A 26,600-nucleotide genomic window follows, 5' to 3' on the forward strand; every position below is an offset into this window, starting at 1 on the left:
CCGTACGAAGGAGAGAAGCGACAGGTGCGAGGCAAGACTTGAGCTGCGGGTGAAAAATATGATGAAAAAAGAGGGCGCAGGAGGAGCTGGGAGGGGAAACGGGAAAAAGGCACCCACCAGGGGGATGGGTGCCACCAACATCAACGCAGCAGGGAAGTCACCATGCCGGTCATCTGGTTGGAGTTGGACAGCACGGACATGCCAGCCTGCATCAGCATCTGGTTCTTGGTCATGTTGGTGCTCTCCTGAGCGAAGTCGGCATCCATGATGCGACCGTTCGCCATGTCGGTGTTCTCTTTCATGTTGGAGAGGTTGTTGACGGTGTGCTCCAGACGGTTGATGTTGGCACCGAAGGAGGAACGGGCGCTGCCGATGTCTTTCAGGAAGGTCTCCATCTCGGTGATGGCGGCATTGGCTTTGGTCTGATCACCGATACCGCCACCCTTGACTGCGGTACCATCCAGGCCGGAGCCAGCGGTGGAACCGGCCACTTTCTTCAGGTCGGTGGAGATGTCCACGCTCAGGGTCTCGGCGGCGGAGCCACCGATCTGGAACTTGACCGCACCCTTCTCGAAGTTGCCAGCGGCTTTCTTCAGCAGGGACTGGCCACCGAAGGTGGTGTTGTCGGTGATGTTGGCCAGCTCTTTCGACAGCTCGCCGAACTCGGCGTTCAGGGCGGTGTAGTCTTCGGTGCTGGTAGTGCCGTTGGCACCCTGGGTAGCCAGATCCTTCATGCGCTGAACGATGTTGGTCATCTCGTCCAGGGCGCCTTCAGCGGTCTGCATCATGGAGATGGCATCCTGGGCGTTGCGCATGCCGACCTTCTGGCCGTTGGACTGGGCTTGCAGGCGGGTAGCCATCTGCAGACCGGCCGCGTCGTCGGCGGCGGAGTTGATGCGAAGACCGGTACCCAGACGCTGCATGGCGGTGCCCAGCATCTTGTTGGTGGAGTTCAGCTGGTTCTGGGTGGTCAGGGAGGCGAAGTTGGTATGGATGGACAAGCCCATGATGTATTCCTCGAGTTAAACGCTGCACAGCAGCCCGTTAGGTTGACATCAGATAGAGACGACCCCTTTCGCGCAGAAATGTAATCTTCCCTCCGCATATTTTTCCTCTGGCCCCCTCCCGGGCATTCCGGTATCCCGGGTGCTCGCCGCCTCCCCCATCCGGCATGCTTATTGCTTTTAAAACGTCCTCTCTCACTACCGGATGGCGACATGGCTGCTTCGCTCTACACACCGCATTTCGTTCAACATTTCCAGTGCATCGGCGATCGCTGCGAGGACAACTGCTGCCACAGCTGGACCATCAGCATCGACAAGCAGACCTTCCGCAGCTATGAACGCCACCCCGACCCCACGGTCAAGTCCCTGAGCAAGCTGCACATCATCAAGGTGAAGCAGAGCAACGAGCGATGGGGGGAGATAAAGCTCGACGAACAGGGCGCCTGCCCCTTCCTCGATGAAAACCGCCTGTGCCAGATCCACAGCAAGGCGGGTCCGGATGCCCTGAGTCACACCTGCAAGACCTACCCCAGAGCCCAGACCCGCATCGGCAACCAGCTCAAGAGGTCCCTGATGCTCTCCTGCCCCCAGGTGTGCCGCCAGTTGTTGCTTGACCCCCTGGCGATGCAGACCGAGGTCACCGAGCTCACCCAGCCCCTGCCCTTCGCTCCGCCCCCCTCCAACGCCATGGCGACGTTGCACAGCCTGAGCATTCACGTGCTGGCCGCCACGGATATCCCCGTGGCGATTCGGCTATGGCTGGTCGGCATGCTGATCCACCGGGATCCTGCGCAACTCTCCCACGAGGCCTTCCTCGATCAGGTGGCGGTACTGGCCGAACGCGGGGAGCTCAACACCATGTTCGAGCAGCTGCCCGCCCTGCCCAGACTGCTGTGGTGGGGCCTCAGAACCATGACCCACCAGTTGCTGGCCTACTCCCAGGGGAGACGGGGGCGGCAGACCATGCAGGTCTGCCTCGACAAGATCAACGGGGTACTGGAGGGAACCTACGACGAGGACAAGCTTGCACGCCTGCAGCAGGTCTGGCACGACAGGGTCGCCCCCTTCCTGGCCGGCCATCCCCAGATCCTGGACAACTACCTGCTCTACTACGTCTATCACCACAACTTCCCGCTGCAGCAGGGCGACAAGTGCCAGGCATATCAACTGCTGGTGGTCGACTACTTCCTGCTGCGCAACTACCTCTGCCTGCTGGCCATGGACAAGGAGCTGGACGAGCAGGACGTGGTCAACCTCTTCTACAGCTACCACACCATACGCCAGCACAATGCGAGTTTTATCAAGACCATAGAACAGGGGCTCAATGACTCCGGCTTCGCGTCGGACATCTCCCTGTACGCCCTGCTCAAGCCCTGAAAACAGAAAACCGCCAGCGAGCTGCATGGCGGTTTTCTGTCGTGAACGGGACCTGGCACCCTAGGTGAGCAGCGCCACCACGTTCTGGCGCGAGACGTTGGCCTGGGCAAGCAGGCCGGACATGGTCCCCATGAAGCCCCCTTCCTTGAGCTGGAGGCTGAGCTTGCCCTGCAACTGGACCAGCTCCTCCTGCTGCAGGTTCTGGCTGCGTGACTTCACCCGATCGAGCTGCTTCACCATCCGCTGGCGAAACTGCTTGAGCTCGCGCACCGACTGCTCTATCTCCCCGAGCAGTCGCTTCAACCGTTGCTGCTCCTGTTTGATCTCCCCTTTGTCGAGCCCCTCGCCGAGCTGGGTCAACTGCCCCGCCTTTGGCTTGAACTGCACGGGTACCGGGTTGCCGGCGGGAATGCGGATGCCCTCACCGCTCAGCAGCACGGGTTCATCCAGCTTGCGCCTGTGCTGATCCGGCACGCTCAGCTCCAGCTTGCCCAGCTCGTTCAGGCGCGCCTGGATATGCTCCTTGCGCAGCGCGCGATCCAGACGGGCGGCCGCCTCCGCTTCACTGGCATCGGCGGGCAGCAGCACCCTCGACGGCGCTGCTGGTCTGAGGGAAGGATAAGACGAGACGCTCGGCACTCGCCCTTGGGCTCAGCAGATCGAGCCGCTCCGCGCTGTAGTGCACCTTGCTGTCCGTGGCCGACGCCAGCAAGCGTGGCCTGAGCTCGCTCGTCAGTGGCGCCTGCGGCTGGGTCAGCTTCTCTTCCAGTACCTTGAGACGGGAGACCAGATCCCCGCTCGCCGCCTTCTGCTGGCCAAGCTGCTGCTCCAGGCGCTTCAGCTCGCCCCACACCTGGCTCAGGGCCTGTTCGCCCCCCTGGGCATGGGCGATACGCTGCTGCGCCGTGCCGATCAGGGCCCAGCGATCCAGCCGGATGACATTGGGCTGGCGTTCATTGCGAGGAGTCTGGGGAGAAGTAGCCTGGGCAGTCGAACGACCTTGCAACCTGGGTTGGGCCGGCGTCTCGGCCACGCTCCCCGGACGGGTTTGTTGAATCTGCATCCTGGCTCCTTAGACAGATTTAGGGCATGTAGTTGAACAGGCTCAGGCCATTCACCTTGGCGAAGGCCTGCTGTTGCACCTGCAGAGCCATCAGCACATGCGCCTGCTGGGTCACGGCCCCCGCGTAGTCGAGGGACTCTATCTGATTGCTCACTTCCTTGCTATAGGTGCTCTTCTCGGCATGACCCTCGTCCACCTGATCCAGCAGATTGATGCGTGCCCCTATGGTGCTCACCATCTGGCTGATGTCATCCTGCAGGGTCTTGCTGCGATCCAGCATGGCTCTGGCCTGATCCGCCGCATCCGGTGCGCCGGCATCGAAGGCCGCTACCATGTCGTCCAGCTGCTTGAAGAAATCCCCGTTCTGGATAAACAGGCTGTCTGCGGTCTGGTTGAGGGACACCGTCACCCCCCGGGCAATCTCCACCTCCCGCACCAGGGCATCCCCCTGATAGAGATAGCCGCCACCCGGCCCCTGGACGATGGGGGTCTTGTCCACCTGGCTGCCGCTGAACAGGCTTGAACCGTTCTCGTTGCGGGCATTGGCGAGATCCAGCAGTCCCTCCTTGATGATGGCCGCCTCGCTGGACACCGCCCGGCGATCGTCCTCGGAGAGGGAACCGTTGGCCGCCGTCTGGGTCAGCTCCCGCAACCGGCTCAGCATGTTGGTCATGGTCTCGAACTGCAGCTCCCCCTGGGATAGCTGGCTCTTGGCATTGGCGATGTTCTTCTGATACTGGGCCATGGCCACCTGCTCTTTCTTCAGACCGAGCAGTTGCACGCTGCCTACGGGATCGTCCGAAGGTTGCAGGATCCGCTTGTTGGAGGAGATCTGGCGATCCAGCCGGGCGTAGTCGCCAAAGCCCCGCTGCAGGTTGTCGAGCATGCTGAGCTGGATCTGGTTGGTGCTGATGCGCATGCGGACTCCGTCAGAACATGTTGAGAATGGAATTGAAGAGTTGATCCGAGGTGCTGATCACCTTGGCATTGGCCTGATACGCCTTGGTGTAGGCCATCACCTTGACCCCTTCCTCATCGAGGTTGACGCCGCTCACGCTGCTGAGCTTGGTGGCGAGCTGTTTCTCCATGTTGGCATCGGCCTCCATGGTCGCCTTGGCCTGACCGCTCTGCACCGCCATCTTGCCAAGCAGGGCGCTGTAGGCATCGTACTGATCATCCTTGATGGTCAGCAGCTCCTGCAGGTTGCGGTTGTCGCCGTTGCCGCCCCCCGCCTTGGCGAAGGCGAGGTGATCCCCGGTAAAGCCGTCGGCCACCTTGAGGGTGCCTGAGGGATTGAGGGGGTCGTAGCTGAACAGGGGTTTGCCGGGATCGCCGTTCAGATCGACGCCACCCGCCTGCTTGGCGTTGAAGTCATCCGCCAGCTTCTTCGCGATCTGGTTCAGCTCGTCGCGCAGGGGGCGCAGCACTGTGGTGCGATATTCCAGCACGCCCGCCAGGGTGCCGCCCTGAAGCCTGGGGACCTCGAAGGATTGCGGCCCGAAGCTCAGGCTCAGGGTGTCACCGGCCAGAGAGAGGGTGCTGCTGCTGCCGGCCAGCACCAGGGGCTGGCCCTGGGGCAGGCTCAGGGAGAAGGAGCCGTCGCTCTGACGATTGACCCGCACCTCCATGAAGGTCGACAGCTCGCGCACTATCTGCTCGCGGCTGTCTTCCAGCGCCGAGGTGTTGACCCCCTTGGAAGCCTGCTCGCCGATCTGGGTGTTGAGCTCCGCCACCTGCTTGAGATAGCTGTTCACCTGGGTGATGGTGCTGCCCAGCTGATCGTCGATCTGCTTCTCCTGGGTCAGCAGGCTCTCGTTCAACTGGCCGAAGCGGTTGGCCAGGGCACCGGCCGAGCTGACGATCTGGCTGCGCTGCGCCGGTGTTTCCGGGCTGTCGAGGGCGGCGCTCAGGGACGCGAAGAAACTGTCCAGCCCCTTGGTGATGTTCATCGACTCGCTGCCGAGCAACTGCTCCGTCGTATTGATGTACTGGTGAAACGCATAGGAGGAGCCGGTCGCGGAGCGGCTGCGCCAGTGCTGGGAGACCAGATAGTCATCGGTGATCCTGCGAACCCCGGTCACCTCGACCCCCATGCCGTTGTCCATCCGGCCAAAGCCCGACAGGCTGCCCATCATGGCCTCCTGGCGGCTGTACCCGATGGTATTGACGTTGGCGATATTCTGGGCAGAGATGTTCAATGCGATCTGCGATGCATTGAGTCCGCTAAAACCGATACTGAGCAGCGACATCAGTCAACTTTCCTCATTTTTGCCGAATTCAGAGGCTGACTGAAGGCAGCCAGGGTCTGGGAATCTGAAGCGACCACCGGCTCGGCATTCTTTAATGTGGGGGCCAGTTGATTGACCATCTGCTCCTTGAGCCCCATGCCGCCGCGCTTGACCAGGCTCATCGCAAGCTGGCTGTCGTACATGTCGCGGTAGAGGGACTCCCCCTTGATAAGCCTGTCCTCTTCATCCTGCATGGCGTCGGACGCCGAACGCATGTGCTTGAGCACCGTCTGCAGGAAGCTCACCTCGAACTGGCCGGCCGCCGCCTCCAGGGCCGCGCGCTGATCCGGGTTGCTCTTTATCTGCTGCAGTTCATTGAGATCCTGATAGAAACCAGGCTCCGAGGTAATTCTGGTCATAGAGATCCTTAGATGACCACCAGCTCGCCTTCGAGGGCTCCCGCCTCGTCGAGGGCTTGCAGGATGGCCATGACATCATCCGGGGTCGCCCCCAGGGAATTCACCGCCTTGACGATCACCTCCAGGGAGGTGCCATCCGGCCAGACAAACATGTTGTTGCGCTCCCGGTCAACCTGGATCTGGGAGTTGGGCGTCGTGGTGGTCCGCCCGTTGGAGAAGGCGTTGGGCTGGCTCACCGTCTGGCTCTCACCTATGGTCACCGTCAGGCTGCCATGGCTGACCGCCGCCTTGTGCACCTTGACCCCCTGCCCCATGACCACGGTGCCGGTACGGCTGTTGAAAACGACTCGCGGCCGCTCCTTGCCCATGTCCACCTGGATGTCCTGCAACAGGGCCATGAAGGAGATGCGCTGGCTCTCATCGCGGGGAGCCGCAATCTGGATGCGACCGGCGCTGACCGCCTTGGCCACGGGGCCGAGCTGGCGGTTGATCTCCCGTTCCACGTTGCGGGCTGTCTTGAAGTTGGGCTGGTGCAGGTTGAGCGTCACTTCCGGCTTGTCCGAGAAGTTGCTGGCCACCTCCCGCTCGATGATGGCGCCGTTCGGGATGATGCCGGCCGTCGGCACGTTGATGGTCACGGAGGAGCCGGATTGCCCCTCCGCCTTGACCCCGGCCACCACCAGGTTGCCCTGGGCGACCGCATAGACTTCACCGTCGATCCCGCGCAGGGGAGTGAGCAGCAGCGAGCCGCCTCTCAGGCTCTTGGCATCGCCGATGGAGGTCACGGTCACGTCCATCTGCTGACCCTTGCCAGCGAGGGCGGGCAGCGTCGCCTGCACGGAGACGGCAGCCACGTTCTTGAGCTTGGGATCGATGTCATCAGGCAGCTGTACCCCGAACTGCTTGAGCATGTTGGTCATGGACTGGCCGGTGAATTTGACCTGGCTGCGATCCCCGGTACCGGAGAGGCCGACCACCAGGCCATAGCCCACCAGCTGGTTGGCTCTCATCCCCTGCACGTCGGCAATGTCCAGCAGGGCCCGTTTGGCGGGGGCAGCGGCGCCGGCCACGCCCGACAGCGCCAGGCAGAGCAGGGCGATATACCATCTGTTCATCGAAATCCTCACAAGGGGGAGAAGGCGGAACTGAAGAAGCGCGACAGCCAGCCCATCTGGTTGCTGTCGGCCAGGGCGCCGCGACCGGCATAGGTGATGCGGGCATCGGCGATGCGCTGGGACGAGATGCGGTTGCTCTGGTCGATGTCCTCGACCCGCACCATGCCCCCCAGACGGATGTACTCATCCCCCTGGTTGAGGCGGATCCACTTCTCCCCCCGGATCCCCAGCACCCCGTTGGGCATCACTTCGGCCACGGTGACCGTGATGGCCCCCGCCAGGGTATTCTGCTGGCTGGAGGTCGCCCCGCCGTCGAAGTCGCGATCCGCCTTGATAGAGGCACTCCAGTCCGGTCGGGAAACACCGCCGATGGAAGGCACAGGCACGCTCAGATTGCTGTTCTTGTTCATGCTGGTGTTGGCCTTCTTGCTGGACTGGGTGCGCTCCTCCAGCATGACGGTCAGGATGTCGCCGATCCGGTAGGCACGGCGATCCTGGAACAGGGTCATCATGTAGTCGTTACGGTAGAGGCTGCCATCCTCCCCCACCCCGGCTTTCGTCAGCTCGGAGCGGGAAGGGGCCCACTTCTCGTCACCGGGCTCGGGGGCCTGCAACTCATAGGTGGAGCAGCCCCCCAGCAGCAGGGCGAGCACGACGCAATACCACACCGGCTTCATCATCACAGCGCCTGGGTCACGAACTTGAGCATCTGATCGGCGGAGGAGACCACCTTGGCATTCATCTCGTAGGCGCGCTGGGTGGTGATCATGTCCACCATCTCTTCCACCACGTTCACGTTGGAACTTTCCAGGGTGAACTGCTTGATGGCCCCCATGGCCTCTTCACCCGGGACCCCTTCGATGGCTTCACCGGAGGCACCGGTCGCCCGGTAGAGGTTGCCCCCCAGGGCTTCCAGACCGGCCGGGTTGGAGAAGTTGGTCAGGGTGATGCGCCCCAGCTCCACGTTCTCCTGCTGTCCCGGCAGGGTGGCGCTCACGGTGCCGTCGGTGCCGATGGCGATCTTGGTAGCGTTGTCCGGGATCTGGATCTGCGGCAGCATGGGCAGGCCGTCGGCATTGACCAGCAGCCCTTCCGCATTGCGGTGCCATTGACCGTTGCGGGTATAGGCCGTCTCGCCATCCGGGCGCTCGACGCTGAAGAAGCCGGCCCCCACCACCGCCATGTCCAGCTCCTGGTTGGTGTTCTGGAACTGCCCTGGCGTGAATACCTTCTGGGTACCGACCACCCGCACACCGTTACCCATCTGGATGCCGATGGGGGACAGGTTCTGCTGATCCTGCTGGGCACCGGGCTGGCGCTGAACCTGATAGAACAGATCCTCGAACGCCACCCGATCCCGCTTGAAACCGACCGTGTTGACGTTGGCCAGGTTGTTGGAAATGCTGGCCATCTTGGCATCCTGTGCCGACAGACCCGTCTTGCTCACCCACAGCGCTGCATGCATCTTCGTTTCTCCACCTGATTCGTTCGAACGGGGTACATCCCGTCAGTATTCATTCCCGGCCGCCATGGCCGACCGTCAGCCCTGGCCAGAGATCAGCCTGGCACCCTGCCTGGCCTGCTCGTCCGCCGTCTTCATCAACTTGACCTGCAACTCGAAATTGCGGGTCAGGGACATGCTGCCGATCAGCTCGTCCACCGCGTTCACGTTGGCCCCCTCGAGGAAACCGGACGCCAGCACCACTTGTTCGCTGATCTCCGCGTCCCCGCCCTGGCGCTGGCGGAACAGGCCGTCAGCCCCCTTGACCAGCTCGGCCGGATCCGGGTTCACCAGCTTGAGCCGGCCCACGTCCAGACGGGCGCCGCCCCCCGGCGGGGTGATGCTGAGGGAGCCATCCTTGCCAAAGCTCAGATCCCGATAGGCGGGCAGCACCATCTCGCCGCCATCCCCGAGCACGGGACGGCCGTTGAGGGTCAGCAACCCCTCCCCGTCCACCTCCAGGTTGCCGGCGCGGGTGTAGGCCTCCTTGCCGTCTGCGGTCTGCACGGTGAGAAAACCGTCGCCGCGGATCGCCACGTCCAGCTTGCGGCCGGTCTGCATCAGGGCGCCCGCCCGAAAGTCGGTTCCCGCCTGCTCTTCCCTGGCCATGACCCGGCTCTGGTAGCCATCGCCGGTCAGGGCATAGGCGGACGCCCGCTCGAAGTCGGCACGAAAACCGGCGGTATTCACGTTGGCCAGGTTGTTGGCCCGGATCTGCTGGGCCATGAGGGTGTGTTGCGCCCCCGACATGGCGGTATAGATAAGCTTTTCCACGGATCACGCCTTAGAAGGAGTTGAACAGGACCTGGGTCATCTTGTCCGCCGAGCTGATGGTCTTGGCGTTGGCCTGGTAGTTGCGCTGGGAGGTCATCAGGCTGACCAGTTCCCCGGTCAAGTCGACGTTGGATGCCTCGTAGGCGCCCGCCGTCAGGCCGCCCAGGGTCCCGCTGCCCGGTGCCCCCAGCACGGGCTGGCCCGAGCTGAACGACTGCTGCCAGGTGGTGTTGTTGGCTTGCAGCAGGCCCTGGGGATTGGCGAAGTTCGCCATCACCACCTGACCCTGGAGCAGGCTCTGGCCGTTGGTGAAGGTGGCGTAGACGCCGCCGTCCGCATCCACCCTGACCCCGGTCAGATCCCCGGCGGTATAGCCGTTGGACTGGTTGCGCGTGGCGTTGAAATCGGAGGCGTACTGGCTGACCCGGGCCAGATCGGCGGTGAGGGTGATGGGCTCGGCACCGGCGGGGGCCAGGTTCAGTACGGGGGCCGTGGTCGGCGACTTCAGGGTGCCGTTGGTGTTGAACTCCATGGTCACCGGCGCACCGGTCTGGGTCCCGTTGAAGGCATAGTTGACCTGCCAGGTGTTCTCGCCGGTCTTCACGAAATACTGGGTGACGGTGTGCTCGACCCCGAGAGAGTCATACACCTTGCTGGACTGGGAGTAGCTGAAGCTGTCCGCCTTGGCGGGATCGAAGGGGTGCAGCCCCTGGTCGATGACACTGGCGTCCGCCTTGAGGTTCGCCACGAATTCCAGGGTGTCTGACGGCTTGGCCGCCAGGCTGCCCGCCTTGACCTGAATGTCACCCACCACGCCGGATTGCAGCTCACCCGCATCATTGGTCACATAACCCTGCAGACGGTTGCCGCTGGCGGTGATCAGGTAGTTGCTGGCATCACGCTGGAACAGGCCGGCCCGGGTATAGGAGGTCTGGCCGTTGTCATCCTTGAGCACGAAGAAGCCGTTGCCGGAGATGGCCAGATCCAGGCCCCGCCCGGTACGGGTCACATCCCCGTTGCGATCGAAGTTCTGGGAGACGTTGCTCATCTCCACGCCGCCGGCCTGGCCGCCACCGTAGATGGCGGCAAACTCGGCACGGCTGGACTTGAAACCGGCGGTGCTGGCGTTGGCCACGTTGTTGCTGATGACGCTCAATTCCTGGTTGACGGCGCGCAGGCCACTCAGTCCGATATTAAAAGACATGTTTCGCTCCTATCTGGTTACGCCGACTTGCCAAACTGGACGGCGCTGAACAGGGGAACCTCCCCCACGCCTGCCACTTGCAGCATGATCTCGCCCGTGCCCGGCAAGCTGACGCGCTCCACCTGGCTGGCTACATAATTGCGGGTGGTGGTGGCAACTCCCCCCAGGGAAGCCTTCACCTCGAAGCTGTATTCGCCAGCGGGCAGCACCGGCAATTCGTAATCCAGTGCCCCCGCCTTGCTCTCGCCCCAGTTCTTGGTGGCGACCAGGGTGCCGTGCTTGTCATAGACCTTGAGCTCGACCGTGTCGGCCGCGCCGCCCAGCTCCACCTGACCGCGGATCGCCTTCTCCTGCTCCTGGCCAAGGGTCTGGCTCGGCACCATCACTTCCTTGTCGATGAGATCCGTGCTCTGGAGCACCTGCTGGGTGTCCATCATGTTGATGGACTTCTGCTGCAGCACTTTCAGGCTCTCGACCCCTTCCACCATGCTGAACTGGGCCAGCTGGGTAACGTACTGGGCACCATCAAGGGGGTTGGTGGGATCCTGGTTCTGGATCTGGGCCACCATCATCTGGAGGAATTCGTTGCGAAGCTGGACCCCCTGCCCCTCGGAAGTACCGTTGGCGGCGATCTCAGAGGTGGCGGCGCGCTGGCTGGCGCTGCGGGCGGTATCCAGGCTGCTGACTTGAGGCAGGCTCATTTACACCCCCTGACCAAGACGCAGCAGCCCTTGCTGCATGCTGTTGATACGGTTGATCACCTCGACCGAGGTCTCGAATCCCCGGGAGGCGCTCATCATGTCCGCCATCTCTTCCACCGCGTTGACGTTGGAGTAGTAAACGAAGCCATCCCCGTCGGCCAGGGGATTGGTCGGCTCCAGACGTTTCTCCACCTGGCGGTCAGACTGGACGATACCGGCGATCTGCACCTGGGCTGCCCCCAGCCCCTCGGCCTCCTGCACCCGCTGATAGAGGGTGGAGAAGACGGGCTTGATGGCGCGGAAGGCGGCCTCTTCGCTGCCGGCGGCGCTGTCGACGTTGGCGAGGTTGGAAGCCACGGTGTCAAGGCGGACGGTCTGCGCCCGCATGGCGCTGCCGGCGATGTCATAGATGCGATTGAACGACATGATTAACGGCCCTCGATCGCCTTGGCGATCCCGGTGATTTTCATATTCAGGAAGGTGAGACTGGTCTGGAAGTCGGTGGCATTGCTGGCAAACTTGCTCTGCTCCACGCTGAGCTCGGCGGTGTTGCCATCCATGGAGACCTGATAGGGTATGCGGTAGAGGGGATGTTGCATGTCATTGCCCATGGTGCCCTCGCTGATGGTGCTGCCTGGCTCTCCTGCCTCCACCTGCCGGGCGACCCGGCCGAGGATGGCCTTGTAATCCACATCCCGTGCCAGATAGCCCGGGGTATCCACATTGGCCAAGTTCCCTGCCAGAATACGAGCCCTGTCTGCCCGCACATCGAGGGCATAGGGGTGTACGCCAAGCGCACTGTCAAATGAGATACTCATGCTTCATCCTTCTTGTGAACCAGTCAGACCGGTGCATCCTTTATCAAGACTCATGCCAATCATGAAAAACCGTTGTTTCCGCTGGTCAGGCCATCACCCCTGGCTGACAAGAGTGACAAAAGGGGAAGCATTGTTTCCCATAGGGAAGCGAGCAGGTCTCCTTGCCCTGCTGCTCCTGGCACTCCCCTCGTGGGCGGCCCCTTCGTCGCTGTCGCAGCAGTTGACCGACGGTCTGAGGGCGGATGCAGAAACGGCACTGGGGGAGCATCTGCGCCAGCAAGGCTGGCCAGAGACCCGGGCCGACTATCAGGTCTGGCTCTCCCCCGCCGTGGCCCACCTGCCGGCATGTCGTCAGGCGGTTCGCTTCCAGGCTGGCGGGCAGTATCGCCAACCCTGGGGGCGGCGCCCCTATCTGGTGGAATGTACCGAGCCCGCCTGGCAGTTGCGGGCCCGGGTGGAGGTCACCCTGATGTTGCCGGTCTGGGTGGCGGCACGGGACATCCCCAAGGGACATGTCATCGCCCCGGAGGATCTGCTGGAGAAATCCCTCGATGCCAGCCGGTTGCAGCGGGGCTTCACCCACAGCTCGCAGCCCCTGGCAGGCAGCAAGAGCCTTCGCCATCTGAGGATGGGGCAACTGGTCGGTGAACTCGATCTGCAACAGGCCTGGGCCGTCCGGGCAGGGGAAGGGGTGCTGATCCGGGCCGGGCAACCGGGCTTTTCCGCCACGACCCGTGGAACGGCCTTGTCAAACGGCGCCATCGGTGAAGGGGTGAGGGTCAGGAATCTCGGCTCCGGCAAAGAGATCCAGGCCTGGGTGGTTGACAAGGGGGAAGTCGAAACCCGCTTTTAGCACAGAAATGGCGAGTTTGATTCAAGTTCGGCCACCTCAGGGTCGCCTGTCACAAGAGAGACCACCAGGAATTCACGTTATGAAAATCACACGCACCGACCCTGTCTACGTTCAACCCCAGTCTCAGCGCAAGGCGGGAGCCACACCGGCACCTCAGCCCCAGGCCAGCCAGGGGGAAGCCAGGATCAGCGCCACCGCCCAGACCATCAATCAGGCGAGGGTCGAGCTGGCCTCCACCTCTGATGTGGACATGGAGAAGGTCAACCAGATCCGCCAGGCCATCAGCGAGGGTCGGCTCGAACTGGACATGGATGCCCTGAGCCAGGCCATTCTGGACATGCATCGCCGATGAGTCTGCCTCCCAAACAACGGATCCAGCAGTTGATCATCGGCATCCGGCAGGATTGTGGCCGCTACGCCGACCTGCTGCAGTTGCTGCTCAATCAGTACCGTCTGCTGGCAAGTCACGACGTGGCAGGGCTCACGGAACACAACCGGCAACAGACCCGGCTCATGGGCGAGATCCAGCACCAGGTCAGGCTGCGCTGCGAACATCTCCAGGCACTGGGACTCAAGCCTGACGAGCGGGGCATGGCCATCCTCATCGGCAAGCTCCCCTCCCCGCTGCGCCAGCAAGTGGACGAGCAGTGGCAGCGGCTGGAGCAGTTGCTGCTGCAGTGCCGCCGCCAGAACGAGCAGAACGGCCGCCTGCTGGCAGGCCAGATAGAGACCATCCACACCCTGCTGGGCCAGGAGTCATCCTATGGCAGGCAGGAGCACTTCCCCGACTGACCCTTTACGTTCCCTGCCGGGCACGATGACCCAGTGCGGCGAGTTCGTCGAGCTGCCGCTGCTCACCTGACTCCTGACGCTGACGGGCCGCCAGGGCCCGCTTGTCCAGCAACAGCTCCAGCCCCTTGACCCGACCGAACTGCCTGACGAGCTGCCCCTCGTGATGAGCCAGATCCTGGCTGGCGAGCGCACACTGCTGCAACTGGTGGGTCAGCAGGTGGCGAAGCTGCCCCTGCATCTGCTGCTTGTTCTGCCACAGCAGGGGATGAAAGCTCGACGAGCCCGGATGCATCGTCTCGATGACCTCCTGCAGCCTGAGGGCTCGGTGCTCCTCCTTCATCGCCACCTCGCGCAGACGCTGCCGCTCTTTGCCCATGGCCTCCAGGGCATCCTGCTGCAGACCGAGATAGGATTTCAGCACGCCGCCTCCTTACGCCCTGCCGAGCACATGCTTGAGACCGCCCAGCACCTGGGTGATGGGCGTCTCTTCCTGAATGCCCTGCTGCAGGAAGCTGGCGATGGCAGGATAGCGCTGGACCGCCTCGTCCATCTGGGGATCCGCCCCGGGCTGATAACCCCCCAGGGGCAGCAGCTCACGCACCTGCTGGTAACGGCCCCAGAGCTGGCGCAGATTCACCGCCAGCCCCTGCCATTCGGGAGAGACCACCTGAGGCATCACCCGGCTCACCGAAGCACCGATGTCGATGGCGGGATAGTGCCCCTCCTCCGCCAGGCGGCGGGTCAGCACGATGTGACCATCGAGAATGGCCCTGGCGGAATCCACCACGGGATCCTGCTGGTCATCCCCTTCCGCCAGCACGGTATAGAAGGCGCTCAGGCTGCCCTCGGGGTGCGTGCCGTTGCCCGCCCGCTCCACCAGCTGGGTGAGCAGGCTGAACACCGAGGGCGGATAGCCGCGGGTCGCAGGGGGTTCGCCGATGGCCAGCGCGATCTCCCGCTGGGCCTGGGCGTAGCGGGTCAGGGAATCCATCAGCAGCAACACATCCTGACCCTGTTCGCGGAAATATTCGGCGATGCGGTGGCACAGCTGGGCGGCGCGCAGACGCATCAGGGGGGACTGATCCGCCGGTGCCGCGATCACCACGGCGCGGGCAAGCCCCTCGCTGCCCAGGCTGTGTTCGATGAACTCCCTCACCTCCCGGCCACGCTCGCCGATGAGCCCCACCACCACGATGCGGGCGCTGGTATTGCGGGTCATCATGCCGAGCAGCATGCTCTTGCCCACACCGGAACCGGCAAACAGTCCCAGACGCTGGCCCTTGCCCACCGTCAGCAGGCCATTGATGGCCCGGATGCCCACGTCGAGCGGCTCGCGCACCGGGGTGCGCAACAGGGGATTGGGAGGGGAGGAAAACAGGGGAACCCGTTCCCCTTCCTCTTTCAGGGGACGGCCGTCCAGCGGTTGCAGCAGGCCATCCACGACCCGGCCAAGCAGATGCTCGCCGACCCGGATGGTCTCCTCTCCGTCGACGGGCAGCACCCGGGCGCCGGCATAGAGACCGCTCATGGGCTGGAGCGGCATCAGGTAGGAAATGTCCCGGTTGAAGCCGACCACTTCCGCCAGCAGGGCGGCGCCGGTGGCGGTCTCCACCTCGCAGCGCTGCCCCATGATGAGCTGGCACCCCACGACTTCCAGAGTCAGGCCGGTCACGCGCACCAGCCTGCCATAACGACGATAGCCGGGCACCTCCTCCAGGCTATCGAGGGCACAGGTCAGCGCCTGTTGCAGCGCATCATGCATCCGAAGAGAGTTCCAGGGTCTGGTTGAGTTGTTCGATGCAGCGGCCGAGGCGCTCCCCCGTGTTGATCTCGACCACCGCGGCCCGTGTCTCGATGCGGGCGTCCCCCACAGCCAGTGCCGGGTCCACCTGCAACGGCCACTTCTCGCAGCGGGTCACCCCCTGCTCGGCCAGGCGCTGCCGGTCTCCTTCGTTGAGGTAGATCACCAGCTCTTCCGACTCGCTCGGCAGGCTGGCCATGGCCTGCTCCACCTGCTGGAGCACCTGCTGGGGATTGAGGGTGAACTCGGCTTGGATCACGCGCTTGGCCACCTGAGCCACCAGCTGGGCGACCAGGGCCTTCTGTTCCAGCATCCGGGCCCGGGTCAGGGATTCCCACTGCTGCTGCAACGTTGCAAAGGGCACCATGGCCTCATCGAAGGCGGCACGTCCCTCGGCCAGCCCCTGGGCCAGACCACGCACCTGTCCCTGTTGCAGCCCCTTGGCTTCCCCCTCGAACAGGCCACTGGCCAGCCCCTGCTGGTAGCCGGCCTGATACCCTTCCGCCTGCCCCTGCTCCAGCCCCTGCTGGTAGCCGTATTCGAACTCTTCCTGCTGGCTTCTGGCCTCTTCCCCGCTCTGGCCCAGCGCCGGGAAGCGGTAGAGACGGGTGGCACCTGCCGCCAGTTTGCGCACATGCTGACTCATGCCTGTCTCCTGTTAACTGACGGTGGGCTCTTCGAACAGCTGGAACTCGATCTCGCCCTGCTCCACCAGCTCGCGCACCAGCTTCATGGCCTCTTCCCGGGCCTGCTCCACCTTGCGCAGGGAGACGCTGCCCTGATCCTGGATCTGGGCCTCCAGTGCCTGTGCCATCCGTTTGGGCATGGCGCCAAGCACCACCTTGCGGAAACCGGCATCGGTGTTCTTCAGGGCCAGGGCCAGCAGATCCGCCGGCAGCTCCTGCACCAGACGTTGCAGGGTATCGTCGCTCTGGCGACGCAGGGCCATGAAGTCGAACATGTTCTTCTCTATTTCGAGGGCCAGCTCACCATCGTGCTCCCGCAGCAGGGTGAGCATCTGCTCCTTGTTCCCCTGATAGCGATTGAGGATATCGGCCACCTGGCGCACCCCGTTGACCTTGGCGCCGGACTGATCGGCCACATAGGCGAGGCAGCGATCCAGGGTGAGCCGCAGCTCCCCCAGCACGTGCTCGCTGACCGAGCTGAGGCTCGCAACCCGCACCAGCAGATCGTCATGCACCGACCCCGGCAGGGCATCGAGCACGGCAGAGGCGGTCTGGGGGGGCAGAAAGGCGAGCAAGACCGCCTGCATCTGGGGATGTTCATTGCGGAAGAAGCGGGCCAGCACATCCGCCGGCACCCATTGCAGGCGCTGGATGTCCTGGCTCATCGCATCGCCATAGAGGCTGTCGAGCAGGCTGCGGGAAAGCCGCTGGCCCAGCGCCAGATCCAGGGTCTGTTCCAGATATTCCCGGGAGGCGCTGCCGATGCCGCTCTGCTCGCGATACTGGTTGAAGAACTGCTGCAGCGTCCACTTGGCTTCTATCGAACTCACGCCGGAGAGGCTGGCCATCTTGGAGATGAGGCGCTGCACTTCGTCGCGGGACAACTTCTGCATCACCTTGGCCGCCGCCTCGGTGCCCATGCTCAGCAGCAGGATCGCGGCTTTTTCCAGATTGTCGATGTCGATGTCGACCGCGTTCTGATTCAGATTAACGTTGCTCATTGCCACTCACCCATTGTCTGACCACTTCCGCCACCCGGGCCGTGTCCTTGTCTACCAGCAGTTGCAGGTGCTTGAGCTGGACTTCCAGCTCGGAACCCGGTTCGGGCAGCGCCTCCAGATCCAGGGAGGAGAACTGGGGCTCGAGCCGGAACTCGGACTGAGACTGGGACAGGCTCTTGCCCGTCGCAGACTCTTCCAGTTCCCCATCCCCTTCCCGGCGCATGGAGAGGCCCATGGTCGGCTCCTGCTCCTCGTCCGGCTCCTGTGCGGCATCAGTGTCGGGATATTGCTGGGTACGCACCAGGTGCTTCACCAGAGGACGGATGCCGAAGAACACCAGGGTCAGCCCCAGCAAACCACCCACCAGGTAACGTAGGGAGTCTTGCCAGTAAGGGGTTTCCAGCCAGCTCGACGCTGGCGGCTCCACCGGCACCGCACCGGTGAAATCGAAGACCTGCAGACTGATCTGGTCGCCACGGGTGCCGTCAAAGCCCACCGAGCGCTCCACCATCTGGCGGATCTGCTCGAGCTGTTCCGGACTCCACCCCTCCTTGGGGGCGCTCTGCTGATTGAGCAGGATGGAGACGTTCATCTTCTCCAGTCGTCCCTGCTGATAGCGGGTATGCACTATGGTGCGGCTGCTTTCATACTGCCTGCTGACTTCCTGCCGCTCGGTGCGGGTATCGTTCTTGGCAGGCTCCTGGGCAGCATTCCCCTCGGTGGCGGCCTGATCGGTCTTGGGAGCGGTTTCGGGCGGTCGATTGGAGAGCGCACCGGGGATACCGAGGGCCAGGGCATCGATGGTCTTGTCCGATTTGTTGGACTCCCTGGTCACCACGGCATTGGGATCGAGCTGTTGCTGGGTCTCTTCCACCGCATTGAAATTGACGTCCGCGGCGATCTGCACCCGGAAGTTGCCCGTGCCCAGCATGGGGGAGAGCATGTCGCTGGCACGCTGGCGAATGTACTGCTCCAGCTTGCGCACATATTCCATCTGCTGGACGCTCTGCTTGCCGAAACCGGCCTTGTCGCCGAGCTCGGCACTCAGCAGCTGGCCGCTTTGATCCACCACGGTGACGGCCCCGGGCTTCATGCCGGAGATACTGCCCGCCACCAGGTTGGCAATCGCCTCGACCTGGCCCGGCTCCATGGTCTGGCCCGGTTGCAGATCCAGCATCACGGACGCGCTGGGTTTTTCCTCGTCGCGCCCCACGAACAGGGTCCGCTTCGGAATGGCCAGATGTACCCGGGCACTGCGCACCGCATCCAGGGAGATGATGGTTCTGGCCAGCTCCCCTTCCAGGGCATGGCGGTAGCGCGCCCCTTCCATGAATTCGCTGGTGCCAAGGCCGGTGACATTGTCGAGCCCCTCCAGGCCGGACGGCATGGCCGCCCTCACGCCCCGCGCGGCCAGCGCCATGCGGATGTGGGCCAACTGGCTTTCAGGTACCAGGATCTGGCCGGAGCTTTTCTCCAGCCGGAAGGGTACCTGCTCCTTCTCCAGCATCTCCATGATGTTGGCGGTGTCGTAAAGCTCCTGCTTGCCGTAGAGGGGCTCGTAATTCTTGCTGGAGGTCCAGAGGATGACCACTATGGTGGCGGCAACCACGGCGGCCAGCAGCGCGATGGTCAGAATGGATTTGTTGTCGCGAGACAGGGTTCGCCAGTTGCGCACCCCGTCCTGCACCCGGGCCAGCAGGGAGCCCGACGCCCCCGGTGCGGAGGATACCAGTTCAGTCATGATCAACCTCAGAGCGGCATGCGCATGATGTCATCAAAACCCGTCATCAGTTTGTTGCGCACCTGCATCAGGGCGGAAAAACTGAGACCGGCCTTCTGGCTGGCCACCATGGCCCCCACCAGATCGTCGCTCTGACCCGCATCGACGGCGGTCATCAATCGGGAGGCGATGTTCTGCTGCTCGTTGACGCGGCCGACGACGTCGCGCATGGCGTCGCTGAACGAGACGCCTGACGCCTCGTTCGGTTCGATGGAAGGGGGTTGACTGGCGACTCGCTGCATTTCCTGCATCTGCTGCAGGAGCGTCACCTGTGATGACATGATCTCAATCTTCACTCGGTTATCCCTTAGTTTTGTATCTGCTGCTCGACATCGATGCCCTGCTCGCGCATGGCAGCCAGCTTGTATCTAAGTGCCCGGGTCGTCATTCCGAGGGCTTCGGCCGTGCGTGTCCGGTGACCACGGAAACGGCGCAACGTCTCAAGGACGAATTGAAATTCAGCATGCCGCTTGGTCTCGCTGAGCCCCTCGGGGGCCGCAAGCGCCTGCGGTTGCGGGGTGTCGGCTTCGGCGGCGTAATGGGGCAACATCAGATCGACGGCCTGAATATGCAAGCCGCGAGCCATAATTAGCGCTCGCTGAATCACGTTGTCCAGCTCACGCACATTGCCAGGCCAGTCATAGGAGAGCAGTTGCTGACGGGCACTCTCGCCGAGGCGATACCCCTGCTGTGCGGCGTAGCGTTCGATGAAGTATTCCGCCAGAGGCAGGATGTCATCCCGCCTCTCCCGCAGTGCTGGCCAGCTCATGGGGAGCACGTCGAGCCGGTAGAAAAGGTCCTCGCGAAACGCGCCCTGCAGCACCAGCTCCCTCAGGTCCCGGTTGCTGGCGGCGATGATCCGCACATCCAGCGCGATCACCTGATGACTGCCGAGGCGTTCCACCTCTTTCTCCTGCAACACCCGCAGCAACTTGGCCTGCAGCGCCAGCGGCAGTTCGGAGATCTCGTCGAGCAGCAGGGTGCCGCCCTGGGCCAGCTCGAATTTTCCCTGCTGGTTGGCGGTTGCCCCGGTGAAGGCCCCCTTGCTGTGTCCGAACAGGATGGATTCGAGCATGGCTTCCGGGATGGCCGCACAGTTGATGGCCACGAAAGGCTTGCCGGCCCGGCTGGACATCTCGTGGATGTAGCGAGCCAGTCGCTCCTTGCCTGTCCCTGATTCGCCACCGATGAGGATGGTGGCCGATGTCTTGGCTGCCCGCCGGGCAAGCTGCAACACCTGCAGGCTCTGGGGGGACGTGGCGATCAGATTGGGAATGGCCTGGCGCAGGCGCAGGGCCCCTCTCACCACATCGAGGATCTGGCGCTGGCTGAAGGGCTTGATGATGTAGTCGATGGCGCCGGCCCGCATGGCTTCCGCCGCTAGGTAGGCCTGATGCTCGTTGACCAGAATGACGCAGTCGGTCCCTGCCAGCGTCTGCACCATGGCGGGCCCGGCCTCGGTCATGACCGCCATGTCGAGCAGAATGAGATCGACCGCATGGTTCGAGAGAAATTGCTTGGCCAGCGACACGGAATCGACACAGGAAACACGATAACCGGCACTGAGCAATATACGTTCAACATCGTTTCCATTTGATAACGAAGCGGAAACTAATAATAAATGAGCATGCATTTCAATACCGGTCGGTATTGAATTTTCCTTGCTAGATAAATCAGAAAACATATATCCCGAACCTGTGATTGCACATGAATCAATCAACAGAACTGATGCGTGAAAAATAAAGACACACAAATAGAGACCGCACCCATTATTGAGTGAATAGTCTGTATCGGTATAAAAACAAGGCGGGAAATCATGGCCTTGGTAACCCCGCTATCATTAGCATCAATGCTGTTAGACCGGAGGCTTTGCGTCCTGACTTTTCAGTTCAGTTTGCCTTTATCATGCGACGACCCGTATTTGGATGGCATGGCTACGTTGTCCCTGAAGCCATGTGATACATCCGACTATTTCTATTTTTTTCTTAACTGTCAGTATGTATCGCGTCAAAAGTCGTCACATGATAGCGGCTTTATATGACAATTCAAGCAGATATGCGGAATAGGCGCTTCCTGTCCCTGTGACGCCAAGGCAATTCCACTTCAGCCCAGAGTCCCGATGACTTCGACTCGCAAATCTTCCGGTATCTCGTTATAGGAGAGCACCTTGAGGCCTTTCGAGAAGGAACGGGCATAACGGGCTATCAGCGGTCTGAGCTGGGGCATCACCACCAGCACGGGCGCATATCCCTGTTGCTGCAGTTGCTCCTTCACCAGCGGCATGTTCTGCTGCAACTGCGCCAGCAACTGGGGATCCACCGGGAAGCTGTCCAGCTGGATCTTGCCCTGCTGCTGTGACTGGCTCATGGCCGTCAGCAGGGTCTGCTCCAGCCGGTCATCCAGGGTGAAGGCCGCCAGCACGTCGCGGGACCCGATCGCCTGTCTGACGATCTGGCGCTTCAGTGCGCAGCGCACATCGGACGCCAGCAGGACGGGATCCTTGGTCAGCTCGCTCGCATCCAGCAAGGTGGTGGCGATGGTGCGGATGTCGGTGAGGCTGATCTGCTCCTTGAGCAACTGGCGGAAGACCCGCAGTTGCTGCATCTGGGTCAGGGCCAGATTGAGCTCTTCCGCAAGACGGGGGGACTGGGTCGCCAGATGCTGACCCAGCTTGCCCACCTCGTCATGACCAAACAAGCCGTCGAGCTGCTCCCTGAGCAGCTTGCTGGCGTGAGTCGCGATGACGGTGGCGGAATCCACCACCGAGTAGCCCAGATTGAGGGCCTTGGCCTTGTTGTCCGGCGAAATCCAGACCGCACTCATGCCATAGGCAGGATCCTGTGTCAGCTCGCCATCCAGGGCGCCATAGGTCTCACCGCTGCTGATGGCCATCAACCGCTGGCAATCCACATTGCCCGAGGCCAAAGGGATACCGGAGAGCTTGATGCGGTACTGATCCGGCTGCAATTGCAGGTTGTCCCTCACCCGGATCTCGGGTAGCAGGAAGCCGTACTGCTCGGAGAGTGTCTTGCGAATACCGCGCACCCGGGCCAGCAGCTCGGCCCCCTTGTCCGCCTCCGCCAGCGGTACCAGGCGATAACCCAGTTCGATGGCGACCGCATCCACCGGGGGCAGGTCCTGCCACTCCAGCCCCTGGGGCTCCGGCTGCACCATCTGGCGCGTCAGCGCCTCGGCCGCATCCAGCGCGGGATCCTGCACCCGGCGCTTGCTGACGCTCCAGCCGGTCCAGGCCAACACGGCCGCAAAGCTGAGGAAGGCCAGCATGGGCATGCCGGGAACCAGCCCCAGGATCAGCATGACGGTCGCCGCCGTGTAGATCACCCGAGGAGAGGCCAGGATCTGCTGGCCAACCTGATCCGACATCTCCCCTTCGTCACTCACGCGGGTGACGATGATGGCTGCAGCCGTGGACATCAGCAGGGAGGGGATCTGGGCGACCAGACCGTCACCTATGGTGAGCAGGGCATAGATGCGGAAGGCATCGGAAACCGGCAGCGAGTGCTGGAAGATGCCGATGGCCAGGCCCCCGACGAGGTTGATGATGAGCACCAGCAGACCGGCGATGGCATCACCACGCACGAACTTGGAGGCCCCGTCCATGGCCCCGTAGAAGTCCGCTTCCCTGGCGATCTCCTCCCGTCTTGCCCGGGCCTGGTGCTGATCCAGGGTCCCCGCATTGAGGTCGGCGTCGATGGCCATCTGCTTGCCCGGCATGGCGTCCAGGGTGAAGCGGGCGGACACTTCCGAGATCCGCTCGCCCCCCTTGGTGATCACCACGAAGTTGATGATCATCAGAATGACGAAGACCACCAGACCCACCACGTAGTTGCCACCGATGACCACTTCGCCGAAGGCCTGGATCACCTTGCCGGCCGCTTCGTTGCCTTCATGGCCGTGCAGCAGCACCACCCGGGTGGAGGCGACGTTGAGGGAGAGCCGCATCAGGGTGGCCACCAGCAGCACGGTCGGGAAGACGGAGAAGTCGAGGGGCCGGCGGGCCGAGACGGAGACCAGCAGCACCAGCACCGCCAGCACGATGTTGAAGGTGAACAGGGCATCCAGCAGCCAGCCTGGCAGAGGCAGTATCATCATCGCCAGGATGGCCAGCAGCATCATGGGGATGGCTGTATAGGATTGGGTAAAGACACGCCAGTTCACAACTTACCTCTCAGGTTGACGTAATTCGGGCGGCACGTGCAGGGGGGCAAGGGGATTGGGTTTCCTGCCCTTGCCAGCCTCATAGGCCCGTAGCTGCAATACATGGTTCAATACATAGGCGACCGCGGTGTACAGACCCGCCGGCACTTCCTGATCCACCCGGGTGGAGTAGTAGATGGCCCGGGTCAGCTCGGGCAGGCTCATCACCCGCTTGTCATGGGCTTTGGCCACCTCGCGGATCCGCTCCGCCATGCCGTCCACCCCCTTGGCAATCACATAGGGGGCGTTGGCCCGCTCGGGATCGTACTTGATGGCCACCGCATAATGGGTCGGGTTCACTATGATGACATCGGCCTGGGGCACCCGCTGTTCGATGCGGGCCCTGGCCAGCATCCCCTGCACCTGGCGGATCCTCGCCTTGATCTCCGGACGCCCCTCGCTGTTCTTGTGCTCGTCCTTGACCTCCTGCTTGGTCATCTTCAACTGCTTGTTCAAGGACCAGCGCTGGTAGGGCACATCCAGCACCGCGATGAGCATCTGCACACTGCCTAGCAAGATGAATGCCTGGGAGAGGATCCGCAACGCCTGTTCCATGGCCGCCTGGGGCGGCATACGGTTCATCATCATCAGGGTGGGCCACTGGTGCTGGAGCATCATGGCCAGGGTGCCGCCGATCAGCAGCACCTTGAGCAGGGATTTCAGGAGTTCCATCAGACTGTGGGTGGAGAACATCCGCTTGAGCCCCTTGAGCGGGTTGAGCTTCTCCCCGCTTGGCATCAGCTTCTTCCAGACCAGCACCATGCCGCCAGGCACGCTACTGAGCAGCACCAGCAGCAGGGCCAGCACGCCGAACAGAGGCAGCAGCACCCACAGCATCCCGATCAGGGCGTCCGCGGTCCACTGGATCATCATCTGGGGATCCCGTGCCCCCTGCCAGTTGAAACGCTGGGGCTGCTTCATCAGCTCGGCAAAAAAGAGCCCGAAACTCGGCACCATCCACTGCATGACCAGACCGCCGACGAGCAGCAGGCCGGCCGAGCTCAACTCCCTGGAGCGTGCAATCTGGCCCTCTTCCCGCGCCTTGCGCCGTTTCTGGGAAGAGGCCTCTTCGGTTTTGTCCTGGGCGCTGTGCTGGCTCATGTCGGCGTCAATGCCCTGAGCTGGGTCAGCACGTAACCGACCAGATCCAGATAGCGGGCCGGGACGCCGCTGATGGAGATGGCCATGGTGAGCAGCCCCAGCAGCAACGTCATGGGGAAGCCCAGAGAGAAGATGTTCAGGGAAGGGGCCGTACGATTGAGCACCCCGAAGGTGAGGTTCACCATCAGCATGGCCACCACGGCAGGCAGGGTCAGGATGAGGGCAGCTCCGATGCTCCAGCCAAACAGGCCGATGACCCCCTTCAGATCGAGGACGTAGAGCGATGTTCCCGGCGGCCAGGTCCGCAGGCTCTGCACCAGGACATCCAAAGTCACCAGATGGCCGTTCAGACCGAGGAACAACAGGGAGCAGAAGACCAGCATGATCTGGCTGACGATGGGCGCCGTGTCTCCGTTGGAAGGATCGTTCATCACCGCCATCCCCAACCCCATCTGCATGGAGAGGATCTGCCCCGCCATGGTCATCACCATGAACAGAATCTGTATGCAGAGCCCGAACAGCAGACCGAACAGCAACTGCTCCAGGGTCAGCACCATCATGCCGGCACTGAGGGGATCCAGCGCCGGCATGCCTTTCATCATGGGGGCGATCAGCAGACTGATAACGAAGGCCAGCAGGATGCGAACCTGTGCAGGCACCCGGCCGTCACCGAATACCGGCATCACCCAGAAGGCGGCCGCGATGCGAATGAAGGGCCACCACCACTGTCCCAGCCAGGCGGTCAGCTCGGCCGCACTGAACGACAGCAGGGAGCTCATCCGATAAGCCCGGGGATCTTCTGGAACAGGTCGGCGAACAGGGTGGTGATCTGCGACAGCAGCCAGTTTCCCGTGAAGATGAGGGTCAGCAGGGTCACGATGAAACGGGGCAGGAAGCTCAGTGTCTGTTCCTGGATCTGGGTCGCCGCCTGGAAGATGCTGACCACCAGCCCGACGATGAGACCGGGCACGATCAGCACCGAGACCATGATGACCACCAGGTTCACGGCCCCGCCCACCAGGGCCACACTCTGCTCGGGGGTCACGTCAGCCTCCCCCGCCGAAACTGGCCGCCAGGGTACCAACCGTCATGGACCAGCCATCCACCAGCACGAAGACCATCAACTTGAATGGCAGCGAGATGATGAGAGGGGAGAGCATCATCATCCCCATGGCCATCAACACGCTGGCGACCACCAGATCGATGACCAGAAAGGGGATGAACAGCATGAAACCTATCTGGAAGGCGGTGTTCAGCTCGCTCAGCACGAAGGCCGGCAACAGCACGCCGAACGGCACCTCGCTCTTGGCGAGGGTGGTCGGCTCTCCGGAGATGCGCAGCATCTGCTCGAGATCCGGCTCCCGGGTCTGGGCCAGCATGAATTGGCGCAGCGGTTTTTCGGCGCGGGCCAGCCCTTCCGTCAACGTGATTTCGTTCTGGTCGTATGGCACGAAGGCGTTCTGGTACATCTCGGTCCAGACCGGCCTCATGATCACCAGGGTCAGGATCAGGCTGATGCCGATCAGCACCCGGTTGGGCGGGCTTTGCTGCAATCCCAGGGCCTGACGCAGGATGGCCAGCACTATGATGATCCGGGTAAAACTGGTCATCATCAGCAGCAGGGTCGGCAGCAGACCCAGCAGGGTCATGAAGAAGAGGATCTGCAGCTTGACGCTGTAGTCCTCTCCCCCTGCTTCGCTCGGCGATACCGAGAACAGCGTCATGTCCGCTCCCCAGCTCGGCAACGCCAGCAGGAGCAGGGCAACCAGCAGGTAACGCATCAGTCGTTCATGCCGCCCAGCAATTTGGTGTCCACGACGTCCACCAGCCGCAGCCCGTATTTGCCGTTGACCACCACCACCTCGCCCCTGGCCAGCAGGCGCCCGTTGACGCGGACATCCAGCGGCTCGCCCGCCAGCTTGTCCAGCTCGATGACGGCCCCTTCTTCCACCTTCATCAGCTCGCCCAGCGCCACCTCGGTGCTGGCCACTTCCAGCGTCACCTTGACCGGAATGTGATGAAAGAAGGAGAGATCCCGCTGCTTGGTACTGCTGGTCGGCGCCATGTAGTCGGCCGCACTCGGCATGCTGATGTCGTCCCCAAACAGCTGATCCAGGCCATCCAGATCCAGCGGGTCATTCATGTTGTGCTCGTTCACGATTCG

Annotated in this window: 31 protein-coding genes and 1 riboswitch; of the genes, 4 read left to right on the top strand and 27 right to left on the bottom strand. The window is 62.7% G+C overall.

All coding sequences use genetic code 11. The annotated features are described in order from the left end of the window. Nucleotides 1-140 precede the first annotated feature (140 nt). On the bottom strand, nucleotides 141-1,007 hold the full coding sequence (lafA, locus tag H7R73_RS20455) for a lateral flagellin LafA (protein ID WP_182951397.1): 867 nt from the start codon (nucleotides 1,005-1,007) through the stop codon (nucleotides 141-143). A 210-nt stretch (nucleotides 1,008-1,217) separates the two neighbouring features. Between lafA and fliB the strand changes: the two genes are divergently transcribed. Next, entirely contained in the window at nucleotides 1,218-2,381 is a 1,164-nt protein-coding gene (gene fliB, locus H7R73_RS20460; RefSeq protein ID WP_182951398.1) for a flagellin lysine-N-methylase, read from the top strand. A 60-nt stretch (nucleotides 2,382-2,441) separates the two neighbouring features. On the opposite strand, the gene H7R73_RS24260 is transcribed toward fliB, so the two are convergent. From H7R73_RS24260 to lfgB, 13 genes are all read right to left on the bottom strand, one after another. Continuing rightward, entirely contained in the window at nucleotides 2,442-2,969 is a 528-nt protein-coding gene (locus tag H7R73_RS24260; RefSeq protein ID WP_232092715.1) for a hypothetical protein, read from the bottom strand. After that, complete coding sequence (locus tag H7R73_RS24265; protein ID WP_232092716.1) at nucleotides 2,944-3,444, bottom strand: hypothetical protein; 501 nt, start codon at nucleotides 3,442-3,444, stop codon at nucleotides 2,944-2,946. The genes H7R73_RS24260 and H7R73_RS24265 overlap by 26 nt, the downstream gene beginning before the upstream one ends. Nucleotides 3,445-3,463: 19 nt before the next feature. Next, entirely contained in the window at nucleotides 3,464-4,363 is a 900-nt protein-coding gene (lfgL, locus tag H7R73_RS20470) for a lateral flagellar hook-associated protein LfgL (RefSeq protein ID WP_041214013.1), read from the bottom strand. Nucleotides 4,364-4,373: 10 nt separating this feature from the next. Then, on the bottom strand, nucleotides 4,374-5,693 hold the full coding sequence (gene lfgK / locus H7R73_RS20475) for a lateral flagellar hook-associated protein LfgK (protein WP_041211811.1): 1,320 nt from the start codon (nucleotides 5,691-5,693) through the stop codon (nucleotides 4,374-4,376). Continuing rightward, nucleotides 5,693-6,091, bottom strand: coding sequence for a rod-binding protein (locus tag H7R73_RS20480; protein ID WP_041211812.1), 399 nt, complete (start codon nucleotides 6,089-6,091; stop codon nucleotides 5,693-5,695). The genes lfgK and H7R73_RS20480 overlap by 1 nt, the downstream gene beginning before the upstream one ends. Before the next feature lie 8 nt (nucleotides 6,092-6,099). Further along, nucleotides 6,100-7,206, bottom strand: coding sequence for a lateral flagellar basal body P-ring FlgIL (fgIL, locus tag H7R73_RS20485; RefSeq protein ID WP_041214014.1), 1,107 nt, complete (start codon nucleotides 7,204-7,206; stop codon nucleotides 6,100-6,102). Between the two features lie 8 nt (nucleotides 7,207-7,214). Continuing rightward, nucleotides 7,215-7,886, bottom strand: coding sequence for a flagellar basal body L-ring protein FlgH (gene flgH / locus H7R73_RS20490; protein ID WP_103259459.1), 672 nt, complete (start codon nucleotides 7,884-7,886; stop codon nucleotides 7,215-7,217). Beyond that, nucleotides 7,886-8,671 carry a lateral flagellar basal-body rod protein LfgG gene (gene lfgG, locus H7R73_RS20495; RefSeq protein ID WP_041211815.1) on the bottom strand — a complete coding sequence of 262 codons (786 nt, stop codon included), beginning with the start codon at nucleotides 8,669-8,671 and terminating at the stop codon, nucleotides 7,886-7,888. The genes flgH and lfgG overlap by 1 nt, the downstream gene beginning before the upstream one ends. A gap of 75 nt (nucleotides 8,672-8,746) precedes the next feature. Next, entirely contained in the window at nucleotides 8,747-9,481 is a 735-nt protein-coding gene (gene lfgF, locus H7R73_RS20500; RefSeq protein ID WP_041214015.1) for a lateral flagellar basal-body rod protein LfgF, read from the bottom strand. A 10-nt stretch (nucleotides 9,482-9,491) separates the two neighbouring features. Next, the gene (gene flgEL, locus H7R73_RS20505) at nucleotides 9,492-10,685 is read right to left on the bottom strand and encodes a lateral flagellar hook protein FlgEL (RefSeq protein ID WP_041211817.1); all 1,194 of its coding nucleotides are present in this window, start codon (nucleotides 10,683-10,685) and stop codon (nucleotides 9,492-9,494) included. Between the two features lie 17 nt (nucleotides 10,686-10,702). Continuing rightward, nucleotides 10,703-11,386: a flagellar hook assembly protein FlgD gene (locus H7R73_RS20510; RefSeq protein WP_103259458.1), complete on the bottom strand. Its 684-nt coding sequence runs from the start codon at nucleotides 11,384-11,386 to the stop codon at nucleotides 10,703-10,705. Then, nucleotides 11,387-11,812, bottom strand: a complete 426-nt coding sequence (gene flgCL, locus H7R73_RS20515; protein WP_041211819.1) for a lateral flagellar basal body rod protein FlgCL — start codon at nucleotides 11,810-11,812, stop codon at nucleotides 11,387-11,389. 2 nt (nucleotides 11,813-11,814) lie between these two features. After that, nucleotides 11,815-12,204, bottom strand: a complete 390-nt coding sequence (gene lfgB, locus H7R73_RS20520; RefSeq protein ID WP_041211820.1) for a lateral flagellar basal body rod protein LfgB — start codon at nucleotides 12,202-12,204, stop codon at nucleotides 11,815-11,817. Between the two features lie 61 nt (nucleotides 12,205-12,265). Between lfgB and lfgA the strand changes: the two genes are divergently transcribed. The 3 genes from lfgA to flgN all read left to right on the top strand — a co-directional run bounded on the left by lfgA (nucleotide 12,266) and on the right by flgN (nucleotide 13,849). After that, nucleotides 12,266-13,057, top strand: a complete 792-nt coding sequence (gene lfgA, locus H7R73_RS20525; protein ID WP_103259457.1) for a lateral flagellar basal body P-ring formation protein LfgA — start codon at nucleotides 12,266-12,268, stop codon at nucleotides 13,055-13,057. Between the two features lie 79 nt (nucleotides 13,058-13,136). After that, entirely contained in the window at nucleotides 13,137-13,409 is a 273-nt protein-coding gene (gene flgM, locus H7R73_RS20530) for a flagellar biosynthesis anti-sigma factor FlgM (protein ID WP_041211822.1), read from the top strand. Next, nucleotides 13,406-13,849: a flagellar protein FlgN gene (gene flgN / locus H7R73_RS20535; RefSeq protein WP_042015073.1), complete on the top strand. Its 444-nt coding sequence runs from the start codon at nucleotides 13,406-13,408 to the stop codon at nucleotides 13,847-13,849. Before flgM ends, flgN begins: the two co-directional genes overlap by 4 nt. A gap of 4 nt (nucleotides 13,850-13,853) precedes the next feature. Here the strand turns inward: flgN and lfiJ are convergent, their stop codons facing one another. The 13 genes from lfiJ to lfiN form a co-directional block, all read right to left on the bottom strand. Further along, nucleotides 13,854-14,270 carry a lateral flagellar protein LfiJ gene (gene lfiJ / locus H7R73_RS20540; RefSeq protein ID WP_041211824.1) on the bottom strand — a complete coding sequence of 139 codons (417 nt, stop codon included), beginning with the start codon at nucleotides 14,268-14,270 and terminating at the stop codon, nucleotides 13,854-13,856. A 9-nt stretch (nucleotides 14,271-14,279) separates the two neighbouring features. Further along, nucleotides 14,280-15,611: a lateral flagellar FliI-like assembly ATPase LfiI gene (gene lfiI / locus H7R73_RS20545; RefSeq protein ID WP_041214019.1), complete on the bottom strand. Its 1,332-nt coding sequence runs from the start codon at nucleotides 15,609-15,611 to the stop codon at nucleotides 14,280-14,282. Then, nucleotides 15,604-16,296: a lateral flagellar assembly protein FliH gene (gene lfiH / locus H7R73_RS20550; protein WP_041211826.1), complete on the bottom strand. Its 693-nt coding sequence runs from the start codon at nucleotides 16,294-16,296 to the stop codon at nucleotides 15,604-15,606. The genes lfiI and lfiH overlap by 8 nt, the downstream gene beginning before the upstream one ends. 12 nt (nucleotides 16,297-16,308) lie before the next feature. Further along, a complete protein-coding gene (gene fliGL, locus H7R73_RS20555) occupies nucleotides 16,309-17,337 on the bottom strand; it encodes a lateral flagellar motor switch protein FliGL (protein WP_041211827.1) in 1,029 nt (342 codons plus the stop codon). Further along, entirely contained in the window at nucleotides 17,324-19,069 is a 1,746-nt protein-coding gene (fliFL, locus tag H7R73_RS20560; protein WP_182951762.1) for a lateral flagellar M-ring protein FliFL, read from the bottom strand. Before fliFL ends, fliGL begins: the two co-directional genes overlap by 14 nt. Before the next feature lie 17 nt (nucleotides 19,070-19,086). Next, entirely contained in the window at nucleotides 19,087-19,413 is a 327-nt protein-coding gene (gene lfiE, locus H7R73_RS20565) for a lateral flagellar hook-basal body complex protein LfiE (RefSeq protein ID WP_080767903.1), read from the bottom strand. Between the two features lie 11 nt (nucleotides 19,414-19,424). After that, nucleotides 19,425-20,687 (bottom strand): lateral flagellar response regulator transcription factor LafK, encoded by a 1,263-nt coding sequence (gene lafK / locus H7R73_RS20570; RefSeq protein ID WP_269475233.1) that lies wholly within the window; start codon nucleotides 20,685-20,687, stop codon nucleotides 19,425-19,427. A gap of 251 nt (nucleotides 20,688-20,938) precedes the next feature. Further along, nucleotides 20,939-21,026, bottom strand: a riboswitch (cyclic di-GMP riboswitch). A 194-nt stretch (nucleotides 21,027-21,220) separates the two neighbouring features. Continuing rightward, on the bottom strand, nucleotides 21,221-23,296 hold the full coding sequence (gene lfhA, locus H7R73_RS20575; protein WP_041211829.1) for a lateral flagellar biosynthesis protein LfhA: 2,076 nt from the start codon (nucleotides 23,294-23,296) through the stop codon (nucleotides 21,221-21,223). 3 nt (nucleotides 23,297-23,299) lie between these two features. Next, on the bottom strand, nucleotides 23,300-24,436 hold the full coding sequence (gene flhB / locus H7R73_RS20580; protein WP_041214022.1) for a flagellar biosynthesis protein FlhB: 1,137 nt from the start codon (nucleotides 24,434-24,436) through the stop codon (nucleotides 23,300-23,302). Beyond that, nucleotides 24,433-25,215 (bottom strand): lateral flagellar biosynthetic protein LfiR, encoded by a 783-nt coding sequence (gene lfiR / locus H7R73_RS20585; protein WP_103259456.1) that lies wholly within the window; start codon nucleotides 25,213-25,215, stop codon nucleotides 24,433-24,435. The genes flhB and lfiR overlap by 4 nt, the downstream gene beginning before the upstream one ends. Then, the gene (fliQ, locus tag H7R73_RS20590; protein WP_041211832.1) at nucleotides 25,212-25,481 is read right to left on the bottom strand and encodes a flagellar biosynthesis protein FliQ; all 270 of its coding nucleotides are present in this window, start codon (nucleotides 25,479-25,481) and stop codon (nucleotides 25,212-25,214) included. The genes lfiR and fliQ overlap by 4 nt, the downstream gene beginning before the upstream one ends. Nucleotide 25,482: 1 nt before the next feature. Further along, complete coding sequence (gene fliP / locus H7R73_RS20595) at nucleotides 25,483-26,217, bottom strand: flagellar type III secretion system pore protein FliP (protein WP_041211833.1); 735 nt, start codon at nucleotides 26,215-26,217, stop codon at nucleotides 25,483-25,485. Continuing rightward, nucleotides 26,217-26,594: a lateral flagellar motor switch protein LfiN gene (lfiN, locus tag H7R73_RS20600; RefSeq protein ID WP_041211834.1), complete on the bottom strand. Its 378-nt coding sequence runs from the start codon at nucleotides 26,592-26,594 to the stop codon at nucleotides 26,217-26,219. Before lfiN ends, fliP begins: the two co-directional genes overlap by 1 nt. Between the last annotated feature and the right edge of the window lie 6 nt (nucleotides 26,595-26,600).

The organism is Aeromonas sp. WP2-W18-CRE-05, from assembly GCF_014168615.1.
Taxonomy (GTDB): domain Bacteria; phylum Pseudomonadota; class Gammaproteobacteria; order Enterobacterales; family Aeromonadaceae; genus Aeromonas; species Aeromonas caviae.

Coding starts and splice junctions, on each gene's coding strand:
- lfgA (WP_103259457.1), top strand. CDS start 12,266: ATGAAAAACCGTTGTTTCCGCTGGTCAGGCCATCACCCCTGGCTGACA.
- fliP (WP_041211833.1), bottom strand. CDS start 26,217: ATGCGTTACCTGCTGGTTGCCCTGCTCCTGCTGGCGTTGCCGAGCTGG.
- fliB (WP_182951398.1), top strand. CDS start 1,218: ATGGCTGCTTCGCTCTACACACCGCATTTCGTTCAACATTTCCAGTGC.
- lfiH (WP_041211826.1), bottom strand. CDS start 16,296: ATGAGTCAGCATGTGCGCAAACTGGCGGCAGGTGCCACCCGTCTCTAC.
- H7R73_RS20510 (WP_103259458.1), bottom strand. CDS start 11,386: ATGAGCCTGCCTCAAGTCAGCAGCCTGGATACCGCCCGCAGCGCCAGC.
- flgN (WP_042015073.1), top strand. CDS start 13,406: ATGAGTCTGCCTCCCAAACAACGGATCCAGCAGTTGATCATCGGCATC.
- flgCL (WP_041211819.1), bottom strand. CDS start 11,812: ATGTCGTTCAATCGCATCTATGACATCGCCGGCAGCGCCATGCGGGCG.
- flhB (WP_041214022.1), bottom strand. CDS start 24,436: ATGAGCCAGCACAGCGCCCAGGACAAAACCGAAGAGGCCTCTTCCCAG.
- lfiR (WP_103259456.1), bottom strand. CDS start 25,215: ATGAGCTCCCTGCTGTCGTTCAGTGCGGCCGAGCTGACCGCCTGGCTG.
- flgH (WP_103259459.1), bottom strand. CDS start 7,886: ATGATGAAGCCGGTGTGGTATTGCGTCGTGCTCGCCCTGCTGCTGGGG.
- lfgB (WP_041211820.1), bottom strand. CDS start 12,204: ATGAGTATCTCATTTGACAGTGCGCTTGGCGTACACCCCTATGCCCTC.
- H7R73_RS20480 (WP_041211812.1), bottom strand. CDS start 6,091: ATGACCAGAATTACCTCGGAGCCTGGTTTCTATCAGGATCTCAATGAA.
- fgIL (WP_041214014.1), bottom strand. CDS start 7,206: ATGAACAGATGGTATATCGCCCTGCTCTGCCTGGCGCTGTCGGGCGTG.
- flgM (WP_041211822.1), top strand. CDS start 13,137: ATGAAAATCACACGCACCGACCCTGTCTACGTTCAACCCCAGTCTCAG.
- lfgG (WP_041211815.1), bottom strand. CDS start 8,671: ATGCATGCAGCGCTGTGGGTGAGCAAGACGGGTCTGTCGGCACAGGAT.
- H7R73_RS24265 (WP_232092716.1), bottom strand. CDS start 3,444: ATGCAGATTCAACAAACCCGTCCGGGGAGCGTGGCCGAGACGCCGGCC.
- lafA (WP_182951397.1), bottom strand. CDS start 1,007: ATGGGCTTGTCCATCCATACCAACTTCGCCTCCCTGACCACCCAGAAC.
- fliGL (WP_041211827.1), bottom strand. CDS start 17,337: ATGAGCAACGTTAATCTGAATCAGAACGCGGTCGACATCGACATCGAC.
- lfgK (WP_041211811.1), bottom strand. CDS start 5,693: ATGTCGCTGCTCAGTATCGGTTTTAGCGGACTCAATGCATCGCAGATC.
- flgEL (WP_041211817.1), bottom strand. CDS start 10,685: ATGTCTTTTAATATCGGACTGAGTGGCCTGCGCGCCGTCAACCAGGAA.
- lfiI (WP_041214019.1), bottom strand. CDS start 15,611: ATGCATGATGCGCTGCAACAGGCGCTGACCTGTGCCCTCGATAGCCTG.
- lfgL (WP_041214013.1), bottom strand. CDS start 4,363: ATGCGCATCAGCACCAACCAGATCCAGCTCAGCATGCTCGACAACCTG.